Annotated in this window: 23 protein-coding genes and 3 pseudogenes; 18 read left to right on the top strand and 8 right to left on the bottom strand. The window is 66.5% G+C overall.

What is annotated here, in order from left to right; all coding sequences use genetic code 11:
• Window positions 1-9: 9 nt before the first annotated feature.
• Window positions 10-3303 carry an error-prone DNA polymerase gene (locus tag G6N13_RS02685; RefSeq protein ID WP_163694703.1) on the bottom strand — a complete coding sequence of 1098 codons (3294 nt, stop codon included), beginning with the start codon at window positions 3301-3303 and terminating at the stop codon, window positions 10-12.
• Window positions 3304-3404: 101 nt separating this feature from the next.
• Here G6N13_RS02685 and helR point away from each other — a divergent pair, with 101 nt between their 5' ends.
• From helR to G6N13_RS02700, 3 genes and pseudogenes are all read left to right on the top strand, one after another.
• Window positions 3405-5651, top strand: coding sequence for an RNA polymerase recycling motor ATPase HelR (helR, locus tag G6N13_RS02690; RefSeq protein WP_170310472.1), 2247 nt, complete (start codon window positions 3405-3407; stop codon window positions 5649-5651).
• A gap of 113 nt (window positions 5652-5764) precedes the next feature.
• Window positions 5765-5977, top strand: a pseudogene (locus G6N13_RS02695) (DUF899 family protein); the annotation flags it as partial.
• 53 nt (window positions 5978-6030) lie between these two features.
• A complete protein-coding gene (locus G6N13_RS02700) occupies window positions 6031-6756 on the top strand; it encodes a VIT1/CCC1 transporter family protein (RefSeq protein WP_163694704.1) in 726 nt (241 codons plus the stop codon).
• Here G6N13_RS02700 and G6N13_RS02705 read toward each other — a convergent pair.
• Window positions 6753-7619 (bottom strand): MaoC family dehydratase, encoded by an 867-nt coding sequence (locus tag G6N13_RS02705; protein ID WP_163694705.1) that lies wholly within the window; start codon window positions 7617-7619, stop codon window positions 6753-6755. The genes G6N13_RS02700 and G6N13_RS02705 overlap by 4 nt on opposite strands.
• A 110-nt stretch (window positions 7620-7729) precedes the next feature.
• On the opposite strand from G6N13_RS02705, the gene G6N13_RS02710 reads away from it, so the two are divergent.
• The 4 genes from G6N13_RS02710 to G6N13_RS02725 all read left to right on the top strand — a co-directional run bounded on the left by G6N13_RS02710 (window position 7730) and on the right by G6N13_RS02725 (window position 10595).
• On the top strand, window positions 7730-8437 hold the full coding sequence (locus G6N13_RS02710; RefSeq protein WP_163694706.1) for a histidine phosphatase family protein: 708 nt from the start codon (window positions 7730-7732) through the stop codon (window positions 8435-8437).
• 1 nt (window position 8438) lies between these two features.
• Window positions 8439-8885, top strand: a complete 447-nt coding sequence (locus G6N13_RS02715; protein WP_163694707.1) for an acyl-CoA thioesterase — start codon at window positions 8439-8441, stop codon at window positions 8883-8885.
• The gene (locus G6N13_RS02720; RefSeq protein ID WP_322789296.1) at window positions 8804-9496 is read left to right on the top strand and encodes a helix-turn-helix transcriptional regulator; all 693 of its coding nucleotides are present in this window, start codon (window positions 8804-8806) and stop codon (window positions 9494-9496) included. Before G6N13_RS02715 ends, G6N13_RS02720 begins: the two co-directional genes overlap by 82 nt.
• Before the next feature lie 97 nt (window positions 9497-9593).
• Entirely contained in the window at window positions 9594-10595 is a 1002-nt protein-coding gene (locus G6N13_RS02725) for a nucleoside hydrolase (RefSeq protein WP_235678022.1), read from the top strand.
• Here the strand turns inward: G6N13_RS02725 and G6N13_RS02730 are convergent.
• Window positions 10586-12157 (bottom strand): DNA polymerase Y family protein, encoded by a 1572-nt coding sequence (locus G6N13_RS02730; RefSeq protein WP_407663900.1) that lies wholly within the window; start codon window positions 12155-12157, stop codon window positions 10586-10588. The two genes, G6N13_RS02725 and G6N13_RS02730, sit on opposite strands and share 10 nt — an antisense overlap.
• A gap of 16 nt (window positions 12158-12173) precedes the next feature.
• Window positions 12174-12860: a DnaE2-dependent mutagenesis accessory factor ImuA' gene (locus tag G6N13_RS02735; protein WP_235677909.1), complete on the bottom strand. Its 687-nt coding sequence runs from the start codon at window positions 12858-12860 to the stop codon at window positions 12174-12176.
• 132 nt (window positions 12861-12992) lie between these two features.
• On the opposite strand from G6N13_RS02735, the pseudogene G6N13_RS02740 reads away from it, so the two are divergent.
• Window positions 12993-13586 (top strand): annotated as a pseudogene (locus G6N13_RS02740) (class I fructose-bisphosphate aldolase); the annotation flags it as partial.
• Window positions 13587-13806: 220 nt separating this feature from the next.
• Here the strand turns inward: G6N13_RS02740 and guaA are convergent.
• Complete coding sequence (gene guaA, locus G6N13_RS02745; protein WP_163694711.1) at window positions 13807-15366, bottom strand: glutamine-hydrolyzing GMP synthase; 1560 nt, start codon at window positions 15364-15366, stop codon at window positions 13807-13809.
• A gap of 94 nt (window positions 15367-15460) precedes the next feature.
• Here guaA and G6N13_RS02750 point away from each other — a divergent pair, with 94 nt between their 5' ends.
• Window positions 15461-15628 (top strand): hypothetical protein, encoded by a 168-nt coding sequence (locus G6N13_RS02750; RefSeq protein WP_179965064.1) that lies wholly within the window; start codon window positions 15461-15463, stop codon window positions 15626-15628.
• Here G6N13_RS02750 and G6N13_RS02755 read toward each other — a convergent pair.
• Window positions 15625-17361 carry a GMC oxidoreductase gene (locus tag G6N13_RS02755; protein WP_163694712.1) on the bottom strand — a complete coding sequence of 579 codons (1737 nt, stop codon included), beginning with the start codon at window positions 17359-17361 and terminating at the stop codon, window positions 15625-15627. The two genes, G6N13_RS02750 and G6N13_RS02755, sit on opposite strands and share 4 nt — an antisense overlap.
• Window positions 17362-17704: 343 nt before the next feature.
• On the opposite strand from G6N13_RS02755, the gene G6N13_RS02760 reads away from it, so the two are divergent.
• The 9 genes and pseudogenes from G6N13_RS02760 (at window position 17705) to G6N13_RS02800 (ending at window position 24709) form a co-directional block, all read left to right on the top strand.
• Window positions 17705-18808, top strand: a complete 1104-nt coding sequence (locus G6N13_RS02760) for a polyprenyl synthetase family protein (protein WP_163701596.1) — start codon at window positions 17705-17707, stop codon at window positions 18806-18808.
• 19 nt (window positions 18809-18827) lie between these two features.
• On the top strand, window positions 18828-20357 hold the full coding sequence (gene crtI, locus G6N13_RS02765; RefSeq protein WP_163694713.1) for a phytoene desaturase family protein: 1530 nt from the start codon (window positions 18828-18830) through the stop codon (window positions 20355-20357).
• A complete protein-coding gene (locus G6N13_RS02770) occupies window positions 20354-21331 on the top strand; it encodes a phytoene/squalene synthase family protein (protein ID WP_163694714.1) in 978 nt (325 codons plus the stop codon). Before crtI ends, G6N13_RS02770 begins: the two co-directional genes overlap by 4 nt.
• Entirely contained in the window at window positions 21328-21651 is a 324-nt protein-coding gene (locus G6N13_RS02775) for a lycopene cyclase domain-containing protein (RefSeq protein WP_163694715.1), read from the top strand. The genes G6N13_RS02770 and G6N13_RS02775 overlap by 4 nt, the downstream gene beginning before the upstream one ends.
• Window positions 21648-21947 carry a lycopene cyclase domain-containing protein gene (locus G6N13_RS02780; protein ID WP_163694716.1) on the top strand — a complete coding sequence of 100 codons (300 nt, stop codon included), beginning with the start codon at window positions 21648-21650 and terminating at the stop codon, window positions 21945-21947. The genes G6N13_RS02775 and G6N13_RS02780 overlap by 4 nt, the downstream gene beginning before the upstream one ends.
• Window positions 21932-23467: an FAD-dependent oxidoreductase gene (locus G6N13_RS02785; protein ID WP_179965065.1), complete on the top strand. Its 1536-nt coding sequence runs from the start codon at window positions 21932-21934 to the stop codon at window positions 23465-23467. Before G6N13_RS02780 ends, G6N13_RS02785 begins: the two co-directional genes overlap by 16 nt.
• Before the next feature lie 106 nt (window positions 23468-23573).
• Window positions 23574-23711: pseudogene (locus G6N13_RS02790) on the top strand (DUF5914 domain-containing protein); the annotation flags it as partial.
• A 12-nt stretch (window positions 23712-23723) separates the two neighbouring features.
• A complete protein-coding gene (locus G6N13_RS02795) occupies window positions 23724-24128 on the top strand; it encodes a DUF2784 domain-containing protein (RefSeq protein ID WP_163694718.1) in 405 nt (134 codons plus the stop codon).
• Window positions 24129-24205: 77 nt separating this feature from the next.
• Window positions 24206-24709: a MarR family winged helix-turn-helix transcriptional regulator gene (locus G6N13_RS02800; protein WP_163701599.1), complete on the top strand. Its 504-nt coding sequence runs from the start codon at window positions 24206-24208 to the stop codon at window positions 24707-24709.
• Here G6N13_RS02800 and G6N13_RS02805 read toward each other — a convergent pair.
• Window positions 24632-25930 carry a nucleotide disphospho-sugar-binding domain-containing protein gene (locus G6N13_RS02805; RefSeq protein WP_163694719.1) on the bottom strand — a complete coding sequence of 433 codons (1299 nt, stop codon included), beginning with the start codon at window positions 25928-25930 and terminating at the stop codon, window positions 24632-24634. The genes G6N13_RS02800 and G6N13_RS02805 overlap by 78 nt on opposite strands.
• Before the next feature lie 8 nt (window positions 25931-25938).
• On the bottom strand, window positions 25939-26973 hold the full coding sequence (fni, locus tag G6N13_RS02810) for a type 2 isopentenyl-diphosphate Delta-isomerase (RefSeq protein ID WP_163694720.1): 1035 nt from the start codon (window positions 26971-26973) through the stop codon (window positions 25939-25941).
• Between the last annotated feature and the right edge of the window lie 16 nt (window positions 26974-26989).

Genomic DNA, 26989 nt, shown 5'->3' on the forward strand with positions numbered 1-26989 from the left:
TCGCTTCGCTCAGCGGAAGTCCCGCGAGCGGGAGCCCACCTTCAAGGTGATGCGGCCCATCCGCTCGGCCATCACCGTCACCGCGCCCGTGGCGTTTTGCACCTGGCCGCGGATCAACAGTGCCGAGGCGGTCTGGGCCAGTTTTCGATGCCGGGTCCACACCCCCGGGGTGCACAGCACGTTGACCATGCCGGTCTCATCCTCGATGTTCATGAACGTCACGCCTTGCGCGGTGGCCGGCCGCTGCCGATGCGTCACCGCGCCGGCGATCAGCACCCGGCTGCCGTCGGGCACCTCCAGTAATCGGTCGGCCGGGACCACGCCCATCGCGTCGAGGTCTTCCCGCAGGAACTGGGTCGGATAGCTGTCCGGCGAAATACCGGTGGCCCACACATCCGCGGCGGCCAGTTCCACGTCGGTCATGCCGGGCAGGGCCGGCACATGTGACGATGAGCCGACACCCGGCAGCCGGTCGGGGCGCGCAGTAGCCGCCGCGCCGGCGGCCCACAGCCCCTCTCGACGGGTGACCGAAAAGCAGCCCAACGCTCCCGCGGTGGCCAACGCCTCTGCCTGTGGCACCGAAAGCTGTACTCGCCCAGTCACATCCAGCAGTGAGGTGTACAGCCCACCGGCATCGCGCTCGTCGACGATGCGTTGGGCCAGCTCATCACCGATATTGCGCACGGTGCCCAGCCCCAGCCGCACATCAAGCCCGGAATTCTCCAATGTGGGATACGCCAGGCTGGCGTTGATATCGGGCCCGTGCACCTCGACCCCATGTCTACGGGCGTCGGCCACCAGCGATTGCGGCGAGTAGAAACCCATCGGCTGGGCGCGCAGCAGCGCAGCGCAGAACGCCGCCGGATGGTACAGCTTGAACCACGAGGAGTAATACACCAACGAGGCGAAGCTCAGCGAATGACTTTCCGGGAAACCGAAATTGGCGAAGGCTTCCAGTTTCTCGTAGATCCGTTCGGCAACCTCGCCGGTGATACCGTGCCGCTGGGCCATCCCGGCGTAGAACCGGTCTCGCAGCCGTCGCATCTTCTCGGTAGAGCGCTTGGACCCCATCGCCCGGCGCAGCTGGTCGGCCTCGGCCGCCGAGAAGCCCGCGCAGTCCACCGCCAGCTGCATCAGCTGTTCCTGGAACAGCGGGACCCCCAGCGTTTTTCGCAGTGCGGGTTCCATCGACGGATGGTCATAGGTGACGGCTTCTAAGCCGTTGCGCCGCTTGATATAGGGGTGCACGGAGCCACCCTGGATGGGCCCGGGGCGGATCAGCGCCACCTCCACCACCAGGTCGTAGAACACCCGTGGCTTCAGTCGGGGCAGGGTGGCCATCTGGGCGCGCGACTCCACCTGGAACACTCCGACGGAGTCGGCCTTCTGCAACATTTCGTAAACCGCGGAGTCGGTGAGATCCAGCTGAGCCAAATCAACCTTGATGCCCTTGTGCTCGGCAACCAGGTCGATGGCATAGTGCAACGCCGAGAGCATACCGAGGCCGAGCATATCGAATTTCACCAAACCGATTGCCGCACAGTCATCTTTATCCCACTGCAACACGCTACGGTTCTCCATGCGCGCCCACTCCACCGGGCACACGTCGGCAATCGGACGGTCGCAGATCACCATGCCCCCGGAGTGAATGCCCAGGTGCCGCGGCAGGTTCTTGATCTGGGTCGCCAACTCGACCACCGGCGCGGGGATGCCGTCGACGTCCGGCGAATCGGCCCCGGAATGCCAGTGACTGATCTGCTTGCTCCAAGCGTCTTGCTGGCCTTGAGAGAAGCCGAGCGCACGAGCCATGTCACGCACCGCACTTTTGCCCCGGTAGGTGATGACGTTGGCTACCTGCGCGGCGTAATCGCGGCCGTAGCGGTCGTAGACGTATTGAATGGCCTTTTCCCGCAGGTCCGATTCGATATCGATGTCGATATCGGGTGGCCCGTCTCGGGCCGGGGACAGGAACCTCTCGAAGAGCAGCTCATTGGCGATCGGGTCGACGGCAGTGACACCCAGCGCGTAGCAGACGGCAGAGTTGGCCGCCGATCCCCTTCCCTGACACAGGATGTCATTCTCTCGACAGAACCGGGTGATGTCGTGAACCACCAGGAAATACCCCGGGAACTTCAACGCGGCGATGATGTCGAGCTCGCGCTCGATCTGGGTGTACGCCTCTGTGGCATTAGCGCGCGGCCCGTAGCGCTGGGTGGCCCCGACCATTACCAACTCCCGCAGCCAGCTGTCCTCGGTATGCCCATCGGGCACGTCGAACAGTGGCAGCTGCGGCGCAATCAGCGCCAGCCCGAAGGCGCACTGCTCACCGAGATCAGCTGCAGCGCTGATAGCTTCGGGGTGCCGTGCGAATAGCTGGGCCATCTCGTCGCCGGAGCGCAGATGTGCGCCTCCCAATGGCGCCAGCCAGCCGGCCGCTTCGTCCAGCGACTGGCGCGCCCGGATCGCCCCCATGGCCATGGCCAGCCGTCCTCGGCTCGGCTCGGCGAAGTGAGCGCCAGTGGTGGCGACGACACCCACCCCGAAGCGCGGCGCCAACGCAGCTAGCGCGGCATTGCGTTCGTCGTCGAGCGGATCACCGTGACAGGTGAGTTCGATGCTGACCCGATCACTGCCGAAGCGGTCCACCAGGTCAGCCAGCGCCGCTTCGGCCGCCTGCGGCCCGTGTTCCGAAAGGGACTGCCGGACATGACCTTTACGACATCCGGTGAGAATATGCCAGTGCCCACCGGCCGCCTCGGTGAGCGCGTCGTAGTCATAGTGCGGCTTGCCCTTCTCACCACCGGCCAGATGCGCAGCCGCCAACTGACGAGACAGCCGGCGGTAGCCCTCCGGGCCGCGGGCCAGCACCAGCAGGTGCGGCCCAGGCGGGTCGGGCGCCTCGGCGCGTGCGGTATTGCCCAGCGACAGTTCAGCACCGAAGACAGTGCGCATATCGAGTTCCTTGGCCGCCTCGGCGAATCGCACCACACCGTAGAGACCGTCGTGATCGGTCAGTGCGATGGCCCGCAGGTCCAGTCGCGAGGCCTCCTCGACGAGTTCTTCCGGGGTGCTGGCTCCGTCGAGAAAGCTGTAGGCCGAATGCGCATGCAACTCGGCGTAGGGCACGGCTGAGCGCAGCGGACGCCCACCGGGCGGCTCGTATGGTTCCCGATGGCGTGACCAGGCCGGGCCGTCCCCGCCGTCGGCGTGTGGTTCCCCGAGCGACAAGCCGGGCCGTCGGGGCTTGCCGCCCAGCACCCGCTCCATCTCCGACCAGCTCGGCGGGCCGGTGAACCAGTTCACGCAGCTAGCGTATCGAACAAATGTTCGATGCGCTGAGCGGTGCGGGCAAACTAGACGAAGATGATGTCTCGGACTACGGAATTGAGGGGGAACTGAGACGCATGCCGGCTCACGCGCATGATCATGAACTGGAGTCTGAGCAGGCATACCTGGCCGAGCTCTATACCCGGCTCGACGCCAAGCGTTCGCAGGTCAAGGACCAATACCAAGCCGCGCTGCGGGGACCGATCGATCTGCAGGACGGCGGAACGCTGGTGGCGCGGGACGCCGAGGTCCGGACCCTGGCTCGATCGATGACGCGGTTGGACGTCGCCGACCACGGGTTGTGCTTCGGGCGGCTGGACGCGATTTCGGGCGAACGGCTCTACGTCGGCCGCATCGGTATCTTCGACGAGCACGGCGACCACGAACCGCTCTTGCTCGACTGGCGGGCACCGGCCGCGCGTGCTTTCTACGTGGCCACCGCAGCCAGCCCCGAAGGCATGCGTCGGCGTCGCCAGTTCCATTCCCTCGGTCGCCGCCTGGTCGATTTCACCGACGAAGTCTTCGGCCGCCCCGACCCCGAGGCCGGCGACGACAGCCCCTTCAGCAGTGACGCGGCCCTGCTCGCGGCGGTCAACGCACCTCGCGGTGAGGGTATGCGCGACATTGTCGCGACGATCCAGGCCGAACAGGACGAGATCATTCGGCACGATCATCCGGGCGTGCTGGTGATCGAGGGCGGACCGGGCACCGGCAAGACCGTGGTGGCACTGCACCGCGTCGCCTACCTGCTCTACACGCAACGGCAGCGGATCGAACGCCACGGGGTGCTGGTGGTGGGACCCAACCAGGCGTTCATGGACCACATCAGCCGGGTGCTGCCGTCACTGGGCGAGTCGGAGGTGGTGTTCATGACGGTCGGCGACCTGGTTCCCGGACTGCATGTCACCGCTGAAGAGGCCCCAGATGTCGCCCGTATCAAGGGTTCCCGAGCCATGCTGGCGGTACTGGCGGCCGCGATCACCGACCGCCAGCGGCTGCCCGAGAGCCCGATCGAGATCCCGTTGGCCGATGTCACCATGCGGATCGATGCCGATACGGCCCAGTGGGCCGTGGAGGAAGCCCGGATGAGCAAGCTGCCGCACAACGCGGCCCGTGCGGTGTTCCGCGAGATCATCACCTACGTTCTGACCGAGCGCGCGATCGCCAGGATCGGGCACGGTTGGCTGACCCGAGACAATCGCGATGCCTGGGAGAAGATTCGCGTCGACCTGATCGACGAGCTCGACGGCCGCGAGCAGTTCGAGGCCGCCCTCGACGAGCTCTGGCCGGTGCTGACACCGGAGGACGTGTTGGCCACGCTGTACACCTCAACCGCGCGGTTACGCTCAGCCGGCGCCGAGACGGCACTGTGGCGCGAAGACGGCACCGCCTGGACGGTGTCGGACGTGCCGCTGCTCGACGAACTGGTCGACCTACTGGGCCGCGACAAGCGCTCCGACGAGGCCGCCGAGCGGGAGCGAATCGCCGAAACAGATTATGCCGCAGGCGTGTTGGAGAATATGGTGGCCCGCGAGGATCTGATGGACGACGAGGATCATCTGCTGGCACAGGATCTGATCGGCGCCGAAGACCTCGCTGAGCGCTTCACCGAGCGTGATACCCGCGATCTCGCCGAGCGCGCCGCCGCCGACCGGGACTGGACGTACCGGCACGTCGTGGTGGACGAGGCGCAGGAGCTCTCGGAGATGGACTGGCGGGTACTGATGCGCCGCTGCCCGAGCCGGTCGTTCACAGTGGTCGGCGACCTCGCGCAACGCCGCTCGATGGCCGGGGCGAGGTCGTGGGCCGAGATGCTGGATCCCTACGTACCCGGCCGGTGGCTGTACCGGTCGCTGTCGGTGAACTACCGCACACCGGCCGAGATCATGGCCGTCGCCGCCGCGTTGCTGGCTGACTTCGCACCCGATGTCCGGGCCCCGGAGTCGGTGCGCGCGTGCGGTATCCGCCCCTGGTCCCGGCATGTCAGCGCGGAAGGTGTCTCGGCCGCCGTCGAGGAGTTCGTGGCATCCGAAGCCGCCCGGGAGGGCACCAGCATCGTGATCGGGCCCGCGGACGTGCCGGGCGCGGTCGCCCCCTCGGCGACCAAGGGTTTGGAGTTCGACGCGGTACTGGTGGTGGACCCGGATCGCATTCTCGCGGCTGGCCCGCGCGGGGCGGCCGAGCTGTATGTCGCGCTCACCCGTGCCACCCAGCGGTTGGGTGTGCTGCATCAGCGTCCATTGCCGTGGGCGCTGGCTGGACTAGCCGAAGCGCCGTCGGGCACCGCAAGCGAAAATGGCGATCAGCGGCGCACAGTTTCCTGACAAGAAATACACAGACCTACTGTGGCGGCAACTGCCGCACATTGGATTTCGAGTCAGATGCGCAAATTCTCGTGCACCCGTGGGCAGCGGCCGGCAAGACGGGCAAGGCCGGCGGCGCCGACGTCGACGCCGGACCTGGCGAGGGATTCGGGGTCAACGTCTTCCTGCGCGACGGTGACACCGTCTACCACACCTGGCACACCAACGGCCGCAGCACCGAGCAACTCAGCCACTCGTTCCCGCTCATCGACCTGTTGCCGTGGGGCCGTCAGAAGTGGCAAGACTCTCCGGACGGCTTACCACAGCGGCCGAGGTATTCCGGCTGAGCGGGCTCGCCCGACATCGCGCGCCGCTACGGTGATGGTTCTACGCTGCACACGTGACAACGCCTACCGACCCATCGACACACCCCTACGAGCCGCACCACGACGGGTTCGGCAGCCGACTGAACTGGCTGCGCGCCGGCGTGCTCGGGGCCAACGACGGCATCGTGTCCACCGCGGGGATTGTCGTCGGCGTCGCCGCAGCGTCCACCGAGCGAGCACCGATCTTCACCGCAGGAATCGCGGCGCTGGCCGCGGGAGCGCTGTCGATGGCCGTCGGCGAATACGTGTCCGTCAGCACCCAGCGCGACACCGAAAAGGCGATGCTGGGCAAGGAACGCCGAGAGCTCGAGACCGACCCCGGTGCCGAACTCGACGAACTGGCAGCGCTTTACGAAGCCAAGGGGCTGACCCCGGCGACCGCCCGGACCGTCGCCGAAGAGCTCACCGACCACGATGCGTTCGCCGCCCACGTCGACATCGAACTGCGCCTCGACCCCGATGAGCTCACCAACCCCTGGCAGGCCGCGATCTCGTCTGCCATCGCCTTCACCGTCGGCGCCACCCTGCCGCTGCTGGCGATCCTGTTACCACCGACGTCGCTGCGGGTGCCGATCACGTTTGTCGCAGTGCTGATCGCGCTGGCGATCACCGGCCTGATCAGTGCGCGCCTCGGCGGCGCCGACGCACGACGCGCGATCTACCGGGTGGTCATCGGGGGTGCGCTGGCGATGGCCATTACATTCGGCATAGGCCACCTCGTCGGCGGCGCGGTCGGTTAGACGTATTCGGCTGAGCCGTCGTCGAGCACGACCCGCGTATTCGAGCCGTCCGGCCCACTGGCCTCGGTCCGATACACCGCACGCCCGGGCCCGGTGCGCCAGATCGACGTCGTCAACGTCTCGCCCGGGAACACCGGCGACGTGAACCGTGCGCTGACTGCGGTGAGCCTCGCGGCGTCATTGCCGGCAAGCTCGGAAAGCAGCGCGCGCCCGGCGAATCCGTACGTGCACAACCCATGCAGGATCGGCCTGTCGAAACCAGCCAGCTCGCGCGCGAACCACGGATCGCTGTGCAGGGGGTTGCGGTCACCGGAGAGCCGGTAGATCAGCGCCTGGTCTTCCCGGGTGGCCGCAGCAATGCGGGCGTCGGGCTCGCGGTCGGGGAATTCCGGGGCGACCGGCCGCTGACCGGGCTGTCCGCCGAAACCACCCTCGCCGCGGATGACGGCGGTCGACAGCGTCTCGGCGATCAGCTCGCCGGTGGCCGGATCGGTGCCCTTGCCCCGCATCACGATGATCGCGTTCTTGCCCTCGCCCTTGTCCTGGATATCGGCGACCTCGGAAACCACCGACAGTTCACCGGAGGCGGGCAGCGGCTTGTGCAACCGGATCTCCTGGGAGCCGTGCAGCAGCATGCCCCAGTTGAACGAGCCCACCTTGGTGGCAGCGCCGAACGCCGGGCAGCAGATGACGGCGAAGGTCGGCAGCACCTGCTGGGCGATGTCGTGGCTGTTGTCGGTGGTGAAGGGCAAGTCGTCGGTGCCCGCTCCCACGCCGAGTGCATAGAGCATGGTGTCGCGATCGGTCCACTGGGTCCGCTGCGCGTCGGTGACCGCTCCGATTGCCGTGGGGTCGATGGGCATTGCCGCACTCCTCAAGATCGTGGGTGGAGAAACTCGATCGTTGCACTGGGTAAATAGTCGCACTGGGGAAATCGCACCCACCACAGCGGTGGACAGTGCACCCTAGGACCATGCCTGTTTCCCGCACCCGAACTCTCGTCGCGATCCTCGCTGCGCTGATGGCAGCCGTTCTGCTCGCCTCATGCAGTTCGTCCACGCCGAATGAGCGCACGATCACGCTGACGTTCATCCGGCACGGGCAGTCAGAGGGCAACGCCAGCGGCATCATCAACACCGCCGTGCCCGGGCCGTCGCTGACCCCGACCGGCCAGCAGCAGGCCGAGGCCGTGGCCAGCCGGCTGCAGAGCAATAAATACGACGGTATCTACGCCTCGGAACTGGTGCGCACTCAGCAGACGGCCGCCCCGATGTCCAAGGCCCTCGGGGAACAGGTGACGGTGCTGCCCGGCCTCAACGAGATCCCCGCGGGCTGGTTCGACGGCGTCCGGGAGGACAAGGCCGCCATCACCTACATGGTGGCCCCGGCCGACTGGCTGCGTGGAGACACCAGCTTCAGCATCCCTGGATCGATCAGCGGCACTGACTTCAACGGGAAGTTCACCGAGGCCGTACAGCGTATTTATGCGAGCGGCAACAACAAGCCGGTCGCCTTCTCCAGCGCCGCATCGATCATGATGTGGACCCTGATGAACGCCCGCAACGCCAAGAGCAGCCTGGCCACCGATCACCCGCTGCCCAACACCGGCCGCGTGGTGGTGACCGGCAACCCGGTGATGGGCTGGACGCTGGTCGATTGGGACGGCATCACGTCGTTCTGACATGGGCACCGAACGGTTCGGTATGCCGCTGCGAGTGCGCTACGTCGAATGCGATATGCAGGGGCGGGTTTTCAACGGTCATTACCTGACGTGGGTCGACATGGCCATGAACGAGGCGCTGCGCGATGTGTTCGGCGATTTCCAGACGCTGACCTCCAGCGGTATCGATTTCGTGGTGGCCGCCGCCGAACTGCAGTTTCGCCGGCCCGCGCATTTCGACGAGGACCTGGTGATCGGCGTGGGATTCGATCCACTGGGTCGCACGTCGCTGCGCAGTACCTACGAAATCCGCCGCGGCCCGGACGTGATCGCCGAGGCCGCGATGATCCACGTCTGCGTCGATGCGACGACCTTCGACAAGCAGCCGTGGCCGGACTGGTTCCGGGCGGCAGCGGCCATGTCGAGTATCTGGTCAACGACGCCGGCCGCTCGATTCGGCGCTCGGTGAGCGCCTCGACCTACCGGTTGCGCGATTACGAACGGGTGCTGGCGGTCAAGGCGTGGGTCGCGGTGGAGGCCGAGGCATTGCACGACGCGGCCCGGTTCGGCGATCGCCAACTGGGCCATCGGCTGCAGTCGCTGGCAGTGTGTGTCGACGGTCCGCTGCCACGCCTGTACGCCCGTCACGCCACCGCATTGGGGGACTCAGACGGCGATGCGCTGGACGCGGTCAGCATCGACTTCGAACAGGCTGGACTGCTGTTGTCGGCCGCTGATGCCGCTGCGCAGGCAGCCGGATGCCACGAACAACGCGGTGCCCGCCGCCGGGAGATCGAATCCGTCACCCGCGCAATGCGTCTGGCGTCGTTGTGCGAGGGCGCCTCCTCCCCCGCCATCCGGGGCGCGTCGCGACCGCTGCCGGTGACCGCGCGTGAACTTGAGGTCGCCGAGTTGGTCGCTGCCGGCTCATCGAATCGGGAGATCGCCGAGCAACTGTCGGTTTCGGTTCGCACCGTCGAGGGTCACGTGTACCGGGCACGCCTGAAACTCGGTGTGTCCGAACGCGATGGGCTGGCCGCGATCATCCGCGAGGGTGGGCCGCGCCCGTACGGAACCTGATGCGGTGCCGGGTATCGTTACCGCGGTGAGCGTCGGGGAAGATCAGGCTGCTGCGCTACCCGTTTTCGCTGACGTGGATACCGGCGTCGACGATGCGATGGCATTGGTGTACCTGTTGGCCAGCCCGGATGCGAACCTCGTCGGAATCGCCTCCACCGGTGGCAATGTCGCGGTGGACCAAGTGTGCCGCAACAACCTCGGGCTACTTGAGCTGTGCCGGGCCGATGCGATTCCGGTGTCCCGGGGGGCCGATCAACCCCTGAGCACCCCAATGCGCACCGCCGAGGACACCCACGGTCCCGCCGGGCTCGGTTATGCCGAACTGCCGACGCACCAACGTGAACTCACCGAATACGGCTCGGCCGAGGCCTGGGTGCGTGCTGCCCACGCCGAGCCCGGCGAGCTGATCGGCCTGGTCACCGGACCGTTGACCAATCTGGCACTGGCCGTGCGTGACGAGCCAAACCTGCCGTCGCTGTTGCGCCGGCTGGTCATCATGGGCGGCGCGTTCGACTACCGCGGCAACACGACCCCGGTGGCCGAGTGGAACATCAGCGTGGACCCGGAAGCCGCCGCCGAGGTTTTCGACGCGTGGGGGCGGGCCGCGGATGCCGAAGTGATTCAGCAGCATCAGCTTCCGATCGTATGCGGGCTGAACCTGACCGAGAACATCATGTTGACGCCGACGCTCCTGAGCCGGCTGGCTACCGCATCGGGGGCCACCACGACAGCCATGAGCGTGCTCGATGCCCGCGGCACGCGATCGACCGCCGACAACTTCTTGATCCGTGCGCTCGAGGATGCGATGCGGTTCTACTTCGAATTCCACTTCGACCAGGGCGAGGGTTTCCTGGCACATCTGCACGACCCATTGGCGGCAGCGGTGGCCCTGGATCCCGGACTGGTCCAGACCCGGGCGACCACGGTCGACGTCGAGCTCACCGGGACGCTCACCCGCGGCATGACCATCGCCGACTGGAGCCGGCGATGGGGCCGGGAATCCAACGCGCACGTCGGCGTCGGGGTCGATCCGGCCGCGTTCTTCGCTCGGTTCATCGAACGAGTCGGCCCGTTCGCACGCGCCCTGGCTCATTCGTAGACCCCTTCCAGATACCACCGCCGCCGCCGATAGCACAGCAGCAGTGCAGATCCCGGCTCACCGGACTGGTCGTCCACCAACACCTGAGCGCGTGCCGTCCGACCGGCTCTGGACTGTTCGCTCTGATCCCACCACCGCTCGTCCACCGACCACGGCCCAGCCCACCAACGCAGCACACCCCGGTAATGGTGACCCGCACCGTCCAATCGCGCCGGCTCGGCGGTGAACATCCCCCGCCCGGTCACTCGAACCGGATTACCTTGAGCATCAAGTAGTTCCACCGGGTCGTCGAGGATCACCGCCGGAGCGGGCTCAGGCAGCTGACCGGGCCAGGGCCGGTCCGGGTCGGCTCGGGGCACCAGCTCGTCGCCGAGCGGGGTCAAGGTAATGCGTTCGGCCGGGCCGCGGCCACCGGATAGCACCGGCAGCTGGACGGCCTCCTGCCCCAACAACCCCTGCACGCGGACCAGCGCGCGGCGGGCCCGTAACCGGTCCTCCTCCCCTACCCCACCCCACAGCGGCAGCTGAAGCGCCTCCGCGGAAACAACTTCCACCGGTTGCAACCGAAGCACCGTCACCGGCGAGTTCGGCCGGTCGTCCGGGTTGCGCCGATTAAGCCAGCCATCGAGCTGCCAGCGCACCCGGTCGGCAGTGGCGTCCTCGGTCAGCGGTTCGGCACACCGCCACACCCGAGTCAGCTCACCGCCTCCCGAGGTGAGGGCGTGGATGGCCAGTCGAGTGCATCCCACACCCGCCGCCTCCAGGCTGCGGTGCAGAGCACTGGCCAGCGTCCGGCCGGCGAACGCGGCCGCATCGACCCGGTCGACTGGCGGGTCGCAGTGCAGCACCGCATCGAGATCGGCTGCCGGCTCGCGACCGGACGGCCCGCGCACCGGCTCGCCGCGGGCGAAGCGGTGCGCGGCTGTCGCGTCGGCCCCGAACCGGGAGGTCACATCGCTGCGGGACAGTGCCGCGAACTGACCGAGGTTACGGATCCCCATGCGCCACAACAGATCAGCCAATTCTTCCCGCCCCGGTCCGGCCAGGCTGGGTTCACCGGACAGCTGGCGGATGGACAATGCCGATAGGAACGCGGCATCCCCACCGGGCTCGATCATCCGGCCGGCCCGAGCGGCGAAAACGGCCGTCGGCAGCTGGTCTGCGACCCCCACCTGACATTCGGCACCTGCGGCGGCGACGGCGTCGACCAACCGCTCGGCGGCAGCCGCCTCGGAACCGAAGTAGCGGGCCGCGCCGCGAACCGACAGCACCAGCAGCCCCGGCCGCAGCACCTCGGCGCGGGGCACCACCTCGTCGACGGCCGCGGTCACCCCTTCGAAATAGCGGGCGTCGCGGGCCGGGTCGGCGCTCACCACATGCAGTTGCCGACACCGGGCCTGCGCCTCGCGCCGGCGCAGCGTGCGGCGCACCCCGCCCGCCCGGGCAGCCGCCGAACAGGCGATCACCCGGTTGGCCAGAGTGACCGCGACCGGGGCCGTCGCCGGCAGCCCGGCCGCTGTCGCCGCGGCGACAGCAGGCCAGTCCATGCACCAGATCGCCATCACCCGAGCGGGCACATCAGCTCACTCTGGACCGCGCCGCGCGACCGTGCGCCCGGACAGCCAACCGCACCCGGCTGATGCGCCCGGACCCCGACACCGGGGCGCCACCGTGACCGGCGGTGGTTTCATAACCGCTCACCCGCGCATCCAGTCGCATGGTCGCGTCCTGCCAGTCCCCGCGCGCAACGAGCAGGGTGCAACCCTTCTGCCGAGCCCTGGCCACCACCGCCCGGGCCCGGGTAGCGGTCACCGTCCGGCCGGCCAGGCCGAGCACCACCAGATCCATCCCGTCCATCAGCACCGCGGCCACCTCGACGGGATCGGCGCCCGGATCCGGGATCACCGCGAGCCGGCCCAGGTCCGCGCCCATCTCCGCGGCGGCCAGCAGGCCGAAGTCCGGCAGTCCGACGACAGCCACGTGCCCACCGTCTGCCGTCACCGCCGCAACCAGGCTCACCAGCAGTGAGCGAGCCCCCGAGGCCACTGCGACCGCACCCCGCGGCAATCCCAACGGCAGCACTCCGGCCAGCGATTCGGGGATCGGCAGCAAACTTTCCGAGGCGGGTAGAACCTCATTAGCCACATCCGCAACAGGCTGAGCGACAGCCGCCTTCCCGGATATCGCAGCCATCTGACGCCGAAGCTGTTGCAGCTGCTCAGCGCGGTCAAGTTGCCGTTTCCCCTGGGCAATCACCGCCGTCATCGCCCACCTCCAGCTGCGATCGCCATTCACCGTGTTCGAATGTATGTTCGATAACATGAGTAAACACCCGCCCCCCGACAGCGTCAAGCGGGAGTCGCTCCCCCGAATGGGGTCGACAACGCACCTGGCGCGATGCATGCCATGACGAACACCGAACAGGCTGAGAAGGTCGCCCACGGGGCGGGCTTCGTTGCCGCACTGGACCAGAGCGGCGGCAGTACCCCCAAGGCGCTGAAGCTCTACGGCATCGCCGAGGACGAGTACTCCAGTGACGAGCAGATGTTCGATCTAGTGCACCAGATGCGCACCCGGATCATCACCAGCCCGAGTTTCGGCGGCGACCGGATCATCGCCGCGATCCTGTTCGAGATGACCATGGACCGCGAGATCGAGGGCCGGCCGACCGCCGATTACCTGTGGAACGTCAAGAACGTCGTGCCGATTCTCAAGGTCGACAAGGGGCTGGCCGCCGAAGAGGATGGTGCCCAGGTGATGAAGCCCATCGACGGCCTCGCCGAGCTGCTGGCCCGCGCGGCCGCCTTGGGCATCTTCGGCACCAAGATGCGTTCGGTCATCAAGCTTCCCGGCGCCGGACTGGAAGCCGTGGTCGACCAGCAGTTCGAGGTCGCCCGCCAGATCCTGGCTGCCGGACTGGTGCCGATCATCGAGCCAGAGGTCGACATCCACTCACCCCAAAAGGGCGAGGCCGAGGAGCAACTCAAGGCCGTTCGGGCGTCACCCGCAACGTGCTCATCGATGTCGAGAGCGGTCGACGAGGATTGCTTTACGAGCGGCTATTTGACATCGCTTTCGCGATGGATCTGCCGGTGAGCACGCTGCTCGACACGGACGCCGCGAACAGCGATCCCGCAGAAGGCGCGTAACACCCGAACGCCCGAACGTCAATGAGCCTCAAGGCGGCCCAAACCATCGTCGTCCTACTGGGCTACTCCCACTCGATGGTGCCGGGCGGCTTGCTCGTGACGTCGAGCACCACCCGGTTCACCTCGGACACCTCATTGGTGATGCGCGTGGAGATGCGCTCCAGCACCTCGTAGGGCACCCGCGTCCAGTCGGCGGTCATCGCGTCCTCGCTGGACACCGGCCGCAGCACGATCGGATGGCCATAGGTGCGCCCATCGCCCTGCACGCCAACTGAGCGGACATCGGCCAGCAGCACCACCGGGCATTGCCAGATCTGGTCGTCCAAACCGGCCGACGTCAGCTCCTCGCGGGCGATCGAGTCGGCACGGCGCAGCGTGTCCAGCCGGTCTGCCGTCACCTCGCCGACAATCCGGATACCCAGACCCGGGCCCGGGAAGGGCTGGCGGCCAACGATTTCCTCCGGCAGGCCCAGCTCCCGGCCCACCGCACGCACCTCGTCCTTGAACAGCAACCGCAGCGGTTCGACGAGCTTGAACTTCAGATCCGCGGGCAGACCGCCAACATTGTGGTGACTCTTGATGTTTGCCGTCCCGGTGCCGCCGCCGGACTCGACGACATCGGGATACAGCGTGCCCTGAACCAGGAAGTCGACCTCGCCGGCGCCGTCCGTCACGATGTCGCGCACCGCGCCCTCGAAGGCGCGAATGAATTCGCGGCCGATGATCTTGCGCTTGCCTTCGGGATCGTGCACACCCGACAACGCTTGCAGGAAGCGCTCTTCGGCATCGATCGTGATGAGCTTGGCACCGGTCGCGGCGACGAAATCGCGCTGCACCTGTTCACGCTCACCAGCACGCAACAGTCCGTGATCGACGAACACACAGGTCAACCGGTCTCCGATAGCCCGCTGGACCAGCGCCGCGGCTACCGCCGAGTCGACGCCACCCGACAATCCGCAGATCGCCCGCCCGTCGCCGATCTGAGCCTGGACCGCTTCGATGAGCGTTTCGGCGATATTGGCCGGTGTCCACGCGGCGTCGACACCAGCGAAATCCTGTAGGAATCTGGTCAAAATCTGCTGGCCATGCGGGGTGTGCATGACCTCGGGGTGGTACTGCACTCCGGCCAGTCGACGGGCACGGTCCTCGAACGCGGCAACCGGGGCTCCGGCGCTGACGGCCACCACCTCGAAGCCCGCCGGGGCGGCGGTGACCGCGTCACCATGGCTCATCCACACCGGCTGTGTGCCGGGAAGGCCTGAATGCAGTTCGCCACCAACGACTTCCAGTTCGGTGCGGCCGTATTCGCTGGTGCCGGTGCGAGCGACGGTCCCGCCGAGCGCCTGGGCCATGGCCTGAAAGCCATAGCAGATGCCGAACACCGGCACGTCCAGGTCGAAGACGGCCGGATCCAGTTGCGGGGCACCGTCGGCGTACACACTGGACGGCCCACCGGAGAGCACGATGGCCTGCGGATCTTTGGCCTTGATCTCATCGACGGTCGCGGTGTGCGGGATGACCTCGGAGAACACTCGGGCTTCCCGGACTCGCCGCGCGATCAACTGGGCGTACTGCGCGCCGAAGTCGACCACCAACACGGGACGAGGCGAAGGGAATGTCACAGGTCGAGTCTAGTGCGCCGGATCGGCCAACCCGCTCACCCGCCGCAGGTAGCCTTTCGCTGACGAAAGCCCGGTCCGCGACGCGCTGGCCGCTGTGCCCGCAGAGCTGCGCAGCCCACTTCTGCCGATCCTGACCGGCGACACCACCGAACGCTCCTCGTGGCGCACCCGGTTGCTGATGCGCGTCAGCGTCCCCACTGGTGCCGGGGCCACGGTGACACGGCGTCACATCGCGGGGCGGCGGGATGCCGCGAAGCGTTAGCCCCCGGTGTTGATGGGCTCGATCGGCAGGTGGCGCAACCCGCCCGGCGCATCGACAGGCACCACCGGGTTCTTCGGTTCGATCGGCGCCAGCCGCCGGTAGGGCTGCCCCTGATCGGGGCGCTGGTCATCCTCATCTTTGTTGGGCCACAACGATGTTGCCCGCTCAGCCTGGGCGGTGATCGATAGCGATGGATTGACACCGAGGTTGGCCGAGACTGCCGCGCCGTCCATCACGTGCAATGTCGGGTAGCCGTACACCCTCTGATAGGGGTCGATGACACCATGATCGGGATTGTCGCCGATTGCCGCGCCGCCGAGGAAGTGCGCGGTCAGCGGGATATTGAACAACTCCCCCCACGTTCCGCCGGCAACACCGTCAATCTTCTCGGCGATCCGACGAGTGACCTTGTTACCGGCCGGAATCCAGGTGGGGTTCGGTAGGCCGTGCCCCTGCTTACTGGTCATCCGTCGCATCCCGAGCACACCACGTTTGGTATAGGTGGTGATCGAGTTATCAAGATGCTGCATGACCAACGAGATCATGGTGCGCTCACTCCAGCGCCGAGGGCTGAGCATCCGAATCATGGCCTTCGGGTCTTCGCCGGCATTGGTGAGCAGCTGCTTCCAGCGCGGAACGTCACTACCTTCTGGACCCGGTCCATCGGTCATCAAAGTCTGGAGCAGACCCATCGCGTTGGACCCCTTACCGTACCGGCAGGGTTCGACGTGGGTGTCCGGCGTGGGATGAATGGATGACGTGATCGCGACACCGTGGGTGAGGTCGAGATCGGGGCGAGCTTCCATGCGGCCCGCGCCCACAATCGATTCCGAGTTGGTGCGAGTGAGCACGCCGAGTTTGTCGGACAGCTTCGCCAGCCTGCCGGTGTCGCGCATCTTGAACAGCAACTGCTGTGTGCCCCAGGTACCCGCCGCCAGAACAACCTGGCCCGCGGTGAACGTCCGACGATCCTTGCGGGCCAGGCGGCCGGTGCGCACGGTGTGGATCTCCCAGACTCCGCCGGGACGCTGCGCGAACCCCGTGACCGTCGTCATCGGAATGACCTGCGCCCCAGCTCGTTCCGCCAATCCGAGATAGTTCTTGACGAGCGTGTTCTTGGCACCGTGCCGGCAGCCAGTCATGCACTCGCCACACTCGATGCAGCCGGTGCGCGCTGGGCCGACACCGCCGAAGTAGGGGTCGGGCACCGTTTTGCCGGGGGCCTTCGCGCCGTCGACTCCGAAGAACACCCCAACCGGGGTGGGGGTGAAGGTGTCGCCGACCCCCATCTCGTCGGCCACCTCCTTCATGATGCGGTCGGCGTCGGTGAAGGACGGGTTCTTGACGACGCCGAGCATCCGCTGCGCCTGGTCGTAGTGCGGCATCAGCTCGGCGCGCCAGTCGGTGATGTGCTTCCACTGCGGATCGTTGAAGAACGGGTCCGGCGGCACGTAGAGGGTGTTGGCGTAGTTCAGCGACCCGCCGCCCACGCCCGCACCGGCCAGGATCATCACGTTGCGCAGCAGATGGATCCTCTGGATGCCGTAGCACCCCAGCCGGGGCGCCCAGAGGAACTCCCGCAGCCGCCAGGACGTCTTGGCGAACTCGTGGTCGGCATAGCGGCGGCCGGCCTCCAGAACACCAACCTTGTAGCCCTTTTCGGTGAGCCGCAGCGCGCTGACGCTGCCGCCAAAACCCGAACCGATGATCAGCACGTCGAAATCCGGCTCCATCGGACCAGTATGAACTTACCGGCTGGTAACAAGCCAGATAGGAGCACCTAAGTCTTCCAACAACGTCACGTATGGCGCGCGAAGGTCCGCGCCGTTGGGCGACTTTGGCCTGGCCGGCGGGCATGGAGCAGAAAAGGTGGCGCGACCGTGAGTCATTCACTAAGTTAATGATTAAATAAATGAATGACACTGGAAAACATCCAGACACTGCACGCCGCAGCGTCCCTCCAGTGTCTCGGCGAAGGGTGGCGGATCGGTGAATCAACGCCGTCACGAGTCGCTGACGAGCCGTCGTCTCGAGGGAGTATTGGTGGGCAGTGTGCGCGAGTTTCCGCAGCCGAGGATGGTCGATCCCACACACGCGAACAATGCTCGCCGGCCCTCGCTCGACGAATTCGACCGCTGGCGAACGGATGTACGGGACGCAGTCCTGACACATATCACCGACTTCATCGCTGCACGGTGTGCGGACACATTGGGTGACTGCGGCGTCGATGCGGCGGGGAACGTGCTTCTGGAGTTCGTCAACGGCGGCAAGTGCCTGCGATCGACGTTCATGTATCTGGGCTGGCTGTGCGGCGCGCCACCCAACGACGCGGCAATTCACGCCACCGGCAGTCTGGAGCTGATTCATGCATTCGCGTTACTGCAAGACGACGTCATGGACAGTTCGCCGGCAAGAAGGGGACGCCCCTCCGCGCACGTTCAACTAGCCACCTGGCATGCCCAGCGTGGCCTTTCCGGATCGTCTCGCCGGTTTGGTGAATCGGGGGCGGTGCTACTCGGCGATCTGTGCCTGATCTGGGCGGAGCGGGTGCTGAGGGAAAGTGGTCTCTCCGCCGAACAGCTCGAACGCGCCTGGCCCCGGTACGACGCCATGCGCACCGAACTCGCAACGGGCCAGTTCGCCGACCTGGTGCTGGACATCCGCAAGTTGCCAACCCTGGAGTCCGTGCTACAGGTGGCGCGCATGAAATCGGGGAACTACACCGTGCGGCGGCCCTTGGAGATCGGCGCAGCGATGGCCGGGTGCCACGAACAGACCCTCACCCGGCTCGGCCAGTACGGCGAGGCCGTGGGCGAGGCATTCCAGCTGCGTGACGACATTTTGGGCATTTTCGGTTCGCCCTCGACGACGGGCAAGCCGAACGGCGGCGACCTGCTTGAGCGCAAGGCCTCCAGTGTTATGGTCACGGCCCATCAGATGGCCGACCCGGCCACGCGTGAACAATTCGGCGAACTGATCGACGCCGAGCACCTCGACGAAACCGATCTGGAGCGCTGGCGCAGCCTCATCCTGGCCACGGGCGCCGTCCAACGCGTCGAACGGCTCATCGCAGACCGTGTCGAGGCTGCGCACGAAGCGATCGACGGCGCCGGGATCGACGCATCGATACGGGCGGCGCTGCTGGACATGGCCAGCGTGTGTACGCGCCGCGTCGCATGAGCACGAGGAGGTTGGACTGATGCGAACACTCTCGGAACCGACCGAGCGGGTGATTGTCGTCGGCGCGGGCTTCGCCGGTCTCTCCGCGGCGCTTCACCTCGCCGGCCGCGGCCGCGATGTCACGGTCGTGGAGCGGGAGCCATGGCCCGGTGGGCGCGCCGGCCGGCGCGACATCGGCGGGTACCTGGTCGACACCGGGCCGACGGTCATCACGATGCCGGACCTCATTGACGAGGCGTTTGCCGCAGTCGGCGAAAACGCTTCTCAGCGAGTCGAACTGCTGCCCGTCGACCCGGCTTACCGAGCCACGTTCGCCGACGGTGCCGCCATCGACGTTCATACCGACGCCGACCGGATGGCCGCAGCAGTGCGCGACTTCGCCGGACCGAGCGCAGCCGCCGGCTACGCCGAGTTGCGGGCGTGGCTGGACAAGTTGTATCGCGTCGAGTTCGACGGATTCATCGCCGCCAACTTCGACTCCCCCCTGTCGATGCTTACCCCCCAACTAGCACGGCTGGCGGGCCTCGGCGGATTCCGAAAATGGGAGACGATGGTCAAGCGACACATCGCCGACCCTCGATTGCAGAGAATCTTCACGTTCCAGTCCCTCTACGCCGGCGTCTCTCCGCAACAGGCGCTCGCGGTCTACGCGGTGATCGCATACATGGACACCGTGTCAGGAGTCTTCTTCCCGCGGGGAGGGGTCCGAGCACTCTCCGACGCGCTCGCCGCGGCAGCGCGGGATGCGGGCGTGAGCTTCCGATACGAATCGACGGTCACCGAACTCGAGCGGATATCGAGCCGAGTCAGCGGCGTGATCACGGACACGGGCGAGCGGATCCCCTGCGACGCGGTGGTATTGACCACCGAACTGCCCCTCACCTACCAACTGCTGAGCCGTCGGCCGAAGCGGCCGATACCGTTGCGCGCAGCGCCCTCGGCGGTCGTCGCACACCTGGGCTGCCCGACAGCCAGGACCGGCACGCAACCTCTGCCACACCACACGATCCTGTTCGGCGATGCGTGGGAGCAAACGTTCACCGACATCATTCGCCACGGGCGACTCATGCAAGATCCGTCGCTGCTCGTCAGCTGCCCTACTGCCAGTGACAGCAACCTTGCACCACCGGGCCGCGACCTGCTCTACGTGCTTGCACCAGCACCAAATCTGGACCGCGGCCGTATCGGCTGGGCTGACGCCGCCGAGCCCTACACCCAATCCATGGTCGACATGGTGGCGCAACGCCTGCTCCCGAATCTGCGTGACGATGTCGAGGTGCTGCACGTCGACACCCCCGCGGACTGGGCCCGGCAAGGCATGGCGGCCGGAACTCCCTTCGCGCTCGCGCACACGTTCGCCCAAACCGGACCGTTTCGACCGGCCAATCTCGTGCGCGGGATCGACAACGCGGTGCTCGCCGGATCGTCGACCACCCCCGGCGTGGGAGTGCCGACCACGCTGATCTCCGGGCGGCTGGCCGCGGACCGCATCACCGGCGTCCCGTCGGCTTCAACGACCAACATCGACCTGAAAGCCCGGCTCCCATGATCCATACCGAATTGGCAGCCGCCCGAATAGACGACCCGCAGCTGCGCGAGGCGTACCGCTGCTGCCGCCGGATCGCCGCCAAGCACGGGCGGACGTATTTTCTGGCCACCCGGTTGCTGGCACCCGATCAGCGTCCCGCCGTTCACGCTCTCTACGCCTTCGCCCGCCGCGCCGACGACATCCTCGATGAGTTCGACTCGCACCTGGACGCGGCGGCGCGCGGCGAACGCCTGCGGGTGTTATCCGAGCAGTTCTTCGGCGACGACGACCGCCGGGACGAGCCGGTGCTGGTTGCCGTCGATCACACCGTTGCCCGTTACCGAATTTCCAGCAAGCTCTTCGAGGACTTTCTGACCTCAATGCGCATGGACCTCACCATCACCGATTATCCGAATCGCGCCGCACTCAACCGCTACATGCGTGGATCGGCGGAAGTGATCGGCTTGCAGATGCTTCCGGTGTTGGGAACCGTCGGCGATCCAGGTGACGCCGAACCATACGCAGCCGCATTGGGTCAGGCCTTCCAGCTGACCAACTTTCTGCGCGATGTCGACGAGGATCTGATGCGCAATCGGGTGTACCTGCCCGCTGACGAACTCGCGGCGCATGGCGTGGACCGAGAGCTGTTGGGATGGTGTCACGATCACCGTCGCACCGATCCCCGCGTGCGAGCCGCCCTGGCCGAGCAGCATGAACTGACGAAGAAGATCTACCGGTCTGCAGCACCGGGCATCGCACTCTTGGCCCCGCGGTCTCGGCCATGCGTCACAACCGCTTTGACGCTGTATTCGGAGATTCTCGATCGTATCGAGGAATCTGATTTCGCCGTGTTCAGTCACCGAGCCACTGTCGGGAACGCGCGACGGCTACAGGTCGCGGGCGGTGCGTTGTTCCGATCATGGCGCGCCCGGCGGGCTTTCCCCGGCGCACCTCCCGATAACCGGAGCAGAGGCCAGGGCCACGGTGCAGCGTGAACGATCACTGGCAGTATCTGATCCTGCTCGCCCTCTGCCTGATCATCACCGCACCGCTGGAATTCTTCGGATCCGGCGTCTACCGCCAGGGACGCCGCGCGTTGTGGGCGATAGTGCCGGTGGCAGTTGGGTTTCTGGTGTGGGACTCGATCGCGATCGCGGCCGCGATCTGGGCGTACAACCCGGCCTACGTCACCGGCATGGACATTCCACCGAACATCCCGATCGAGGAGGTGTTGTTCTTCGTGGTGATCCCACTGTGCGGATTGCTGACCTACAACGCTGTCAGCGCGATACTCGAGAAGCGCAAGCGGCGGTGACCGGAATCGGCTACACGGCGCCGGCGCTGATCGCCGTGCTGACCGTGTGCGTGGCGGAGCTGAAGCTGTTGCGTACCGGCATTTTCCGCAAACCTGCCTACTGGCTGACGATGGTGATCGTGCTGGGCTTCCAGGTGCTCGTTGACGGTTGGCTGACCAAGCTCAGCGCCCCGGTGGTCATCTACAACGAACGGCACACCAGCGGCGTTCGATTTCCGTGGGACATCCCCGTCGAAGACTTCTTTTTCGGCTTCGCTCTGGTCACAGCGGTGCTTCTGATGTGGGGGCGACGATGACCGACCGCCGGCGCCAGCGACATCCCGCGACACCGGGCTTGGCAGACGCCCACGCACTGTCGGAGCGTCCGCGCACGGTGATCGTCGGAGCCGGTATCGCCGGGCTGGCCGCCGCGACCGCACTGGCCGAACGAGGTGTGGCTGTCGATGTGGTGGAGAAGGAGAACTACCTGGGCGGAAGAGTCGGCGGCTGGACCGAACATCACGCCGGATCCGACTTCGCGATGAATCGCGGATTCCACGCATTCTTTCGCCAGTACTACAACCTTCGTGACCTGCTGCGGCGGATCGACCCGCAACTGCGGATGCTGACGCCCGTCGAGGATTACCCCCTGATCGACGGAGCCGGCCGACGTGACAGTTTCCGCGGTCTGCCCCGGACGCCACCGTTGAACGCACTGGTGTTCGCGTTACGTAGCCCGACCTTCCGGCTCAGCGATCTGGCTCGGATCGACGCGCGCGCCGCCGCGCCGCTGGCGGCGGTGTCGGTGCCCGGCGTCTATCACCAGCTGGATCACGTTGACGCCGAATCATTTTTGAAGAACATCAACTTCCCGGAGTCGGCACGTCACCTCGCCTTCGAGGTGTTCTCGCGCAGCTTCTTCGCCGACCCCTCACAGCTGTCGGCCGGCGAGTTGGCGACGATGTTCCACATCTACTTCCTGGGTTCCAGCGAGGGCCTCATTTTCGATGTCGCAAATGCCAACTTCGATGTGAGTCTGTGGAATCCGCTGCGCGACTATCTCAGCGACCGTGGGGTGCGATTCAGGATGGGCACCCGGGTGCGCCGCGTCGACACCGTCGGCGCCTGCGGATTCATGGTGCACACCGATCCTGGCGATCCAATCGGCGCGGACGCGGTTGTCCTGGCCACTGACGTGAATGGCCTGCAAGCCATCGCCGCGGAGTCCACCGATGTGGGATCCCCGATGTGGCACGAACAGATTCGAGACCTTCGCAGCGCACCATCATTCGCGGTACATCGACTGTGGCTTGACTCACCCGTCGCAGCCGATCGGCCCCCGTTTCTCGGCACGTCGGGTCACGAACCGCTGGACAACATCAGCGTGCTGAACCGCTACGAAAGTCAGGCCGCCGCGTGGGCGCGCCGAAACCAAGGCTCGGTTGTCGAATTGCATTCGTACGCATTGAAGACCGCGACACCCAGCCAGGATGCCCTGCGGCAGCTGCATGCACTGTATCCGGAGACCGCATCGGCGAACGTCGTCTACGAACGCATCCTCGAGCGAAGCGACTGTCCGTTGTTCACGCCGGGCACCTACACCCGTCGCCCCACGGTCGTGACGCCGCAGCCTGGATTAGTGTTGGCTGGCGATGGAATTCGTATCGATCTGCCGGTCGCACTGATGGAGCGTGCGGCTACGACCGGGTGGGATGCCGCCAACCACTTGCTATCGCGCTGGGGCTTGGCCGGACATGACCTCCATACCGTTCCCACGCAAGGCAGGTACGCACTGCTGCGCTCGCTGGCTCAGCGGCAGGCGAACGCCGGATGCTGACCGTCACCGACCGGCTGATTCGTCGTTGGCCCAAACAGTGGCCCCTGCAGCTGATTCCACACATCTCGTGGACAGCGCAATGACCGTCCATTCGGCACCCGCGTGGCCGGGCTTCAGGTTGGCACGCACCGTCGCACCACTGATCCGGCCGCTGGTGCGTCACGCCGGGCAACGGTTGTGGCGCGACGACCTCGAATACGCCGAACGTCGATATCGGCTGCTCGAAGAAGGTGGATCAGGCTAGCCTGACGTCGCCATGAAGAAAGTCCATATCGCCACTGTCATCACGGCCGTGATCGCACATTTCGGCTACCTGATCTACCTACCGAGCGGCGGGTTCATGGCTCTGCGCTGGCGGCGGACACTCTGGTTGCACCTGGCCGCCGTGTGCTGGGGGCTGGCAGTGGTGACGACGGATCTACCCTGCCCGCTGACCACCATCGAGCAGCGAGCACGGGCCCGCGCCGGACTCGCTCCTCTGCCGGCAACCGGATTCGTCGACCGCTATATCGGCGGCGTCCTCTTCCCTGCCAACCGGACCGGAGTGGCCCAATCTCTCGCGTTCGTCGCGGCCCTGGTGTCGTGGCTCGCGCTGGGGATGCAATACCGTCGTCGCGAATTGCCGGGCGGCGAGCTATCCGAAAGGTATGCAGGCAGGTGAGCACCGAGACCCGCTCAGGTGAACCTCGGCCCGAGCGGGCGGCGTTGGAGCGTCAGCTGTCCGCCGACGTCCGCGCAATGACCGCCCGATCCGACCGCGTGGGCCGACACTACGCCCGTGCCAATCAGGTCCGCAACAGCGATTTTCACGCTCTGCTGCACATCATGGTGGCCGAGACCGAGGGTGTGCCGCTGACCCCGGCGCAGCTGCGGCAGAGAATGGAACTGTCTCCCCCCGCGATCACCTACCTCGTCGACCGGATGATCGAATCCGGTCACATTCGGCGCGAGCCAGACCCCAGCGACCGGCGCAAGTGGTTACTGCGCTATGAGGAGCACGGGATGGGACTGGCCCACGCGTTCTTCCGGCCTCTCGGCTCTCGGATCACCGCGGCGCTCACCGATCTCACCGACAGCGATCTGGGGGCCGCTCACAGGGTTTTCGCGGCGATGATCGACGCGATGGCGATGTTCGAGGACGACCTCGGCACGGAGCCCGGCGAGTCACCGAAAGTCGGGCGAGGCACCGCGGCCACCCGGGGGACGCGCGGAAAGACCCGTTCCGCCGCGCCGTCGGATTGACAGCAGTCGGTCCTCGATCAGATCGGCCCCGCGCGGCAGACCCCCGGTGGCAGCGAATCCGTCCGCCACCCGCTGCGCGCCCTCGCCCATCGTCACTGCGCGCTGCACAGCACCTCGCAGCCGCCGCGGACTGAGCCGTGTGGGCGGCAACCGGGTGCCGCAGCCGGCCATCTGCACCCTGCGCGCCACTTCTGCTTGATCGCGTGCGAACGGCACTACGCAGACCGGCACGCCACGGTCGAGCGCCTTGACGGTGGTCCCCATCCCCCCGTGAGTGACGACACATATCGCGCGGTCCAGCACCGCGTCGTGCGGGACGAACCGACAGACGGTCGAGTTGGGTGTGCGGGGCAGCCGCGAGGGTATGCCGGCAGGGAACGTGGCGACGACGTGCACGGGCTGATCGGCCAACGCTTGCAGCGCAATGTGTCCCAGCCGCGCGTCACCCTGGGCGATCGACGACGTGCCGACCAACACGATGGGCCGGTCAACGGCGGCCAGCCACTGCGGTACCGGGCTGCGGTTCGGAGCGAAGACACAGGCGCCGATGAAGTGCACGGTGTCGGGCCAGTCCGGACGCGGGTACTCGAAGGGCTCACCACCCACTGCCAGCAATAAGGGCGCTCGCCGGATCAGGCCGTCCACGGAGTCGACTGGCGGAGCATGGAGAGCGGCCCGGATTTCGCTGATCCGTGGACGAATCGGGCGATCGAAAAGGTATCGGATGATGGGACGCATCGTCATATCTCGGATACCGCCCACGAGGCCGGGAAGCGGCCGTAGGCCTGGCCCGAACGGCGGTGCGTGACGCGACTGCAGATATGGCGTGAACGGCGAAAACACCGACCAGGCAACATATCCCACATCTGCGGCGGACATAGCGCCCCAGCAGTTGGCATCGATGATGGTCGCGTCGGGTCGCACCTGTTCGACCGCTGCGCGGTAGTCCTCCACCTCGATCACGGCACGGCGGCACAACACCTCCGTCGACCTCTTGAGGACGCCCAAAGCGTTGTGCGCCAACCAATCCTGCCCGTCGATCGCCTCGATCCGCGCGTCCACCGCATCGGCATGCAGTCCGACCGCCCGCATGGCACCGACTTGGGCCGCCATGGTGCGCACGTGGACCTGATGACCGCGTTGGGCAAGCTCGACCAACAGCGCCGCCAGCGGGTAGACATGACCCAGAGCCGGCGAGCCGTAAGCCAAGATCACTGCCATCGAGACGCCTAGCCGACTTCTACCACGCCAAGGCCGCGCAACACGCCCAGATCGGTTGCGCCGCAACCGTGCAGACACACGCGCAGCTCATCGATAAACCGCTGCAACCACTCCACGACCGCCGCGGGTGAATCAATGGCGGCCGACAACAACGGGCGGGCGACCGCTACCACGTCGGCACCCAACGCCAGAGCTTTTGCCGCATCCGATCCGGTTCGAATTCCGCCGGAGGCCACCAGGGGTATCCGCGGTAGGGCCGCGCGCACCTCGACAAGTGCTTGAGCGGTGGGGATACCCCAATCCGCCAGATCCGGGTATCGCAATTCGCCGTAGCGGACCAGTTGCTCGACCCTCGACCACGATGTACCGCCCGCGCCGGCGACATCGATCGCCGCCACCGGCGACTCCCCGGTCAGGCGCAGCAACTCCGAGACGGCACGCGTGCCGATGCCATGGCCCACTTCTTTCAGGAGCACCGGGCAGTCCAGCAGGGGGACCACCTCGTGTAATCGCTCAAGCGAACCCGCACAATCGGTATCGCCATCGGCCTGCATCGCCTCCTGCAGAGGATTCGTATGCACCGCAAGGGCATTCGCTCCGACTCTGTCAAGCGCAGCGGCGATGTCGGGTACCGCGTCCCTGGTCAACTGCGCGAGCCCGATGTTGCCCAGCAGTAACACATCTGGTGCCACATCCCGCACGGTGAAGCTCGCCGCTGCACGTTCGCCCAGGACGTTGCCGAACATCACTCGCTGCGAGCCGAGCATCATCCCGATGCCCAGCCGTTGCGCGGCGATCGCCAGATTCCGGTTGATGACGCCAGAAAGTTCGGCTCCACCCGTCATGGCACCCACCAAGACCGGCGCACGTAGCGGCACACCGAGGAACTCGGTGGCCAGGTCGACCGCATCCAAACGCGTCTGGGTGAGCGCGTTGTACGGCAGTCGGTACCGTTCCAGACCCGTCGTCACGCCTTCAAATCCCACGTCTCCGTCGAGGCAGACCTCGATATGCCGGCGCTTGCGCTGTTCCAGCAACGCCATATCAGTCCTCACCTCG

It is taken from the genome of Mycolicibacterium sarraceniae (assembly GCF_010731875.1).
Lineage (GTDB): Bacteria > Actinomycetota > Actinomycetes > Mycobacteriales > Mycobacteriaceae > Mycobacterium > Mycobacterium sarraceniae.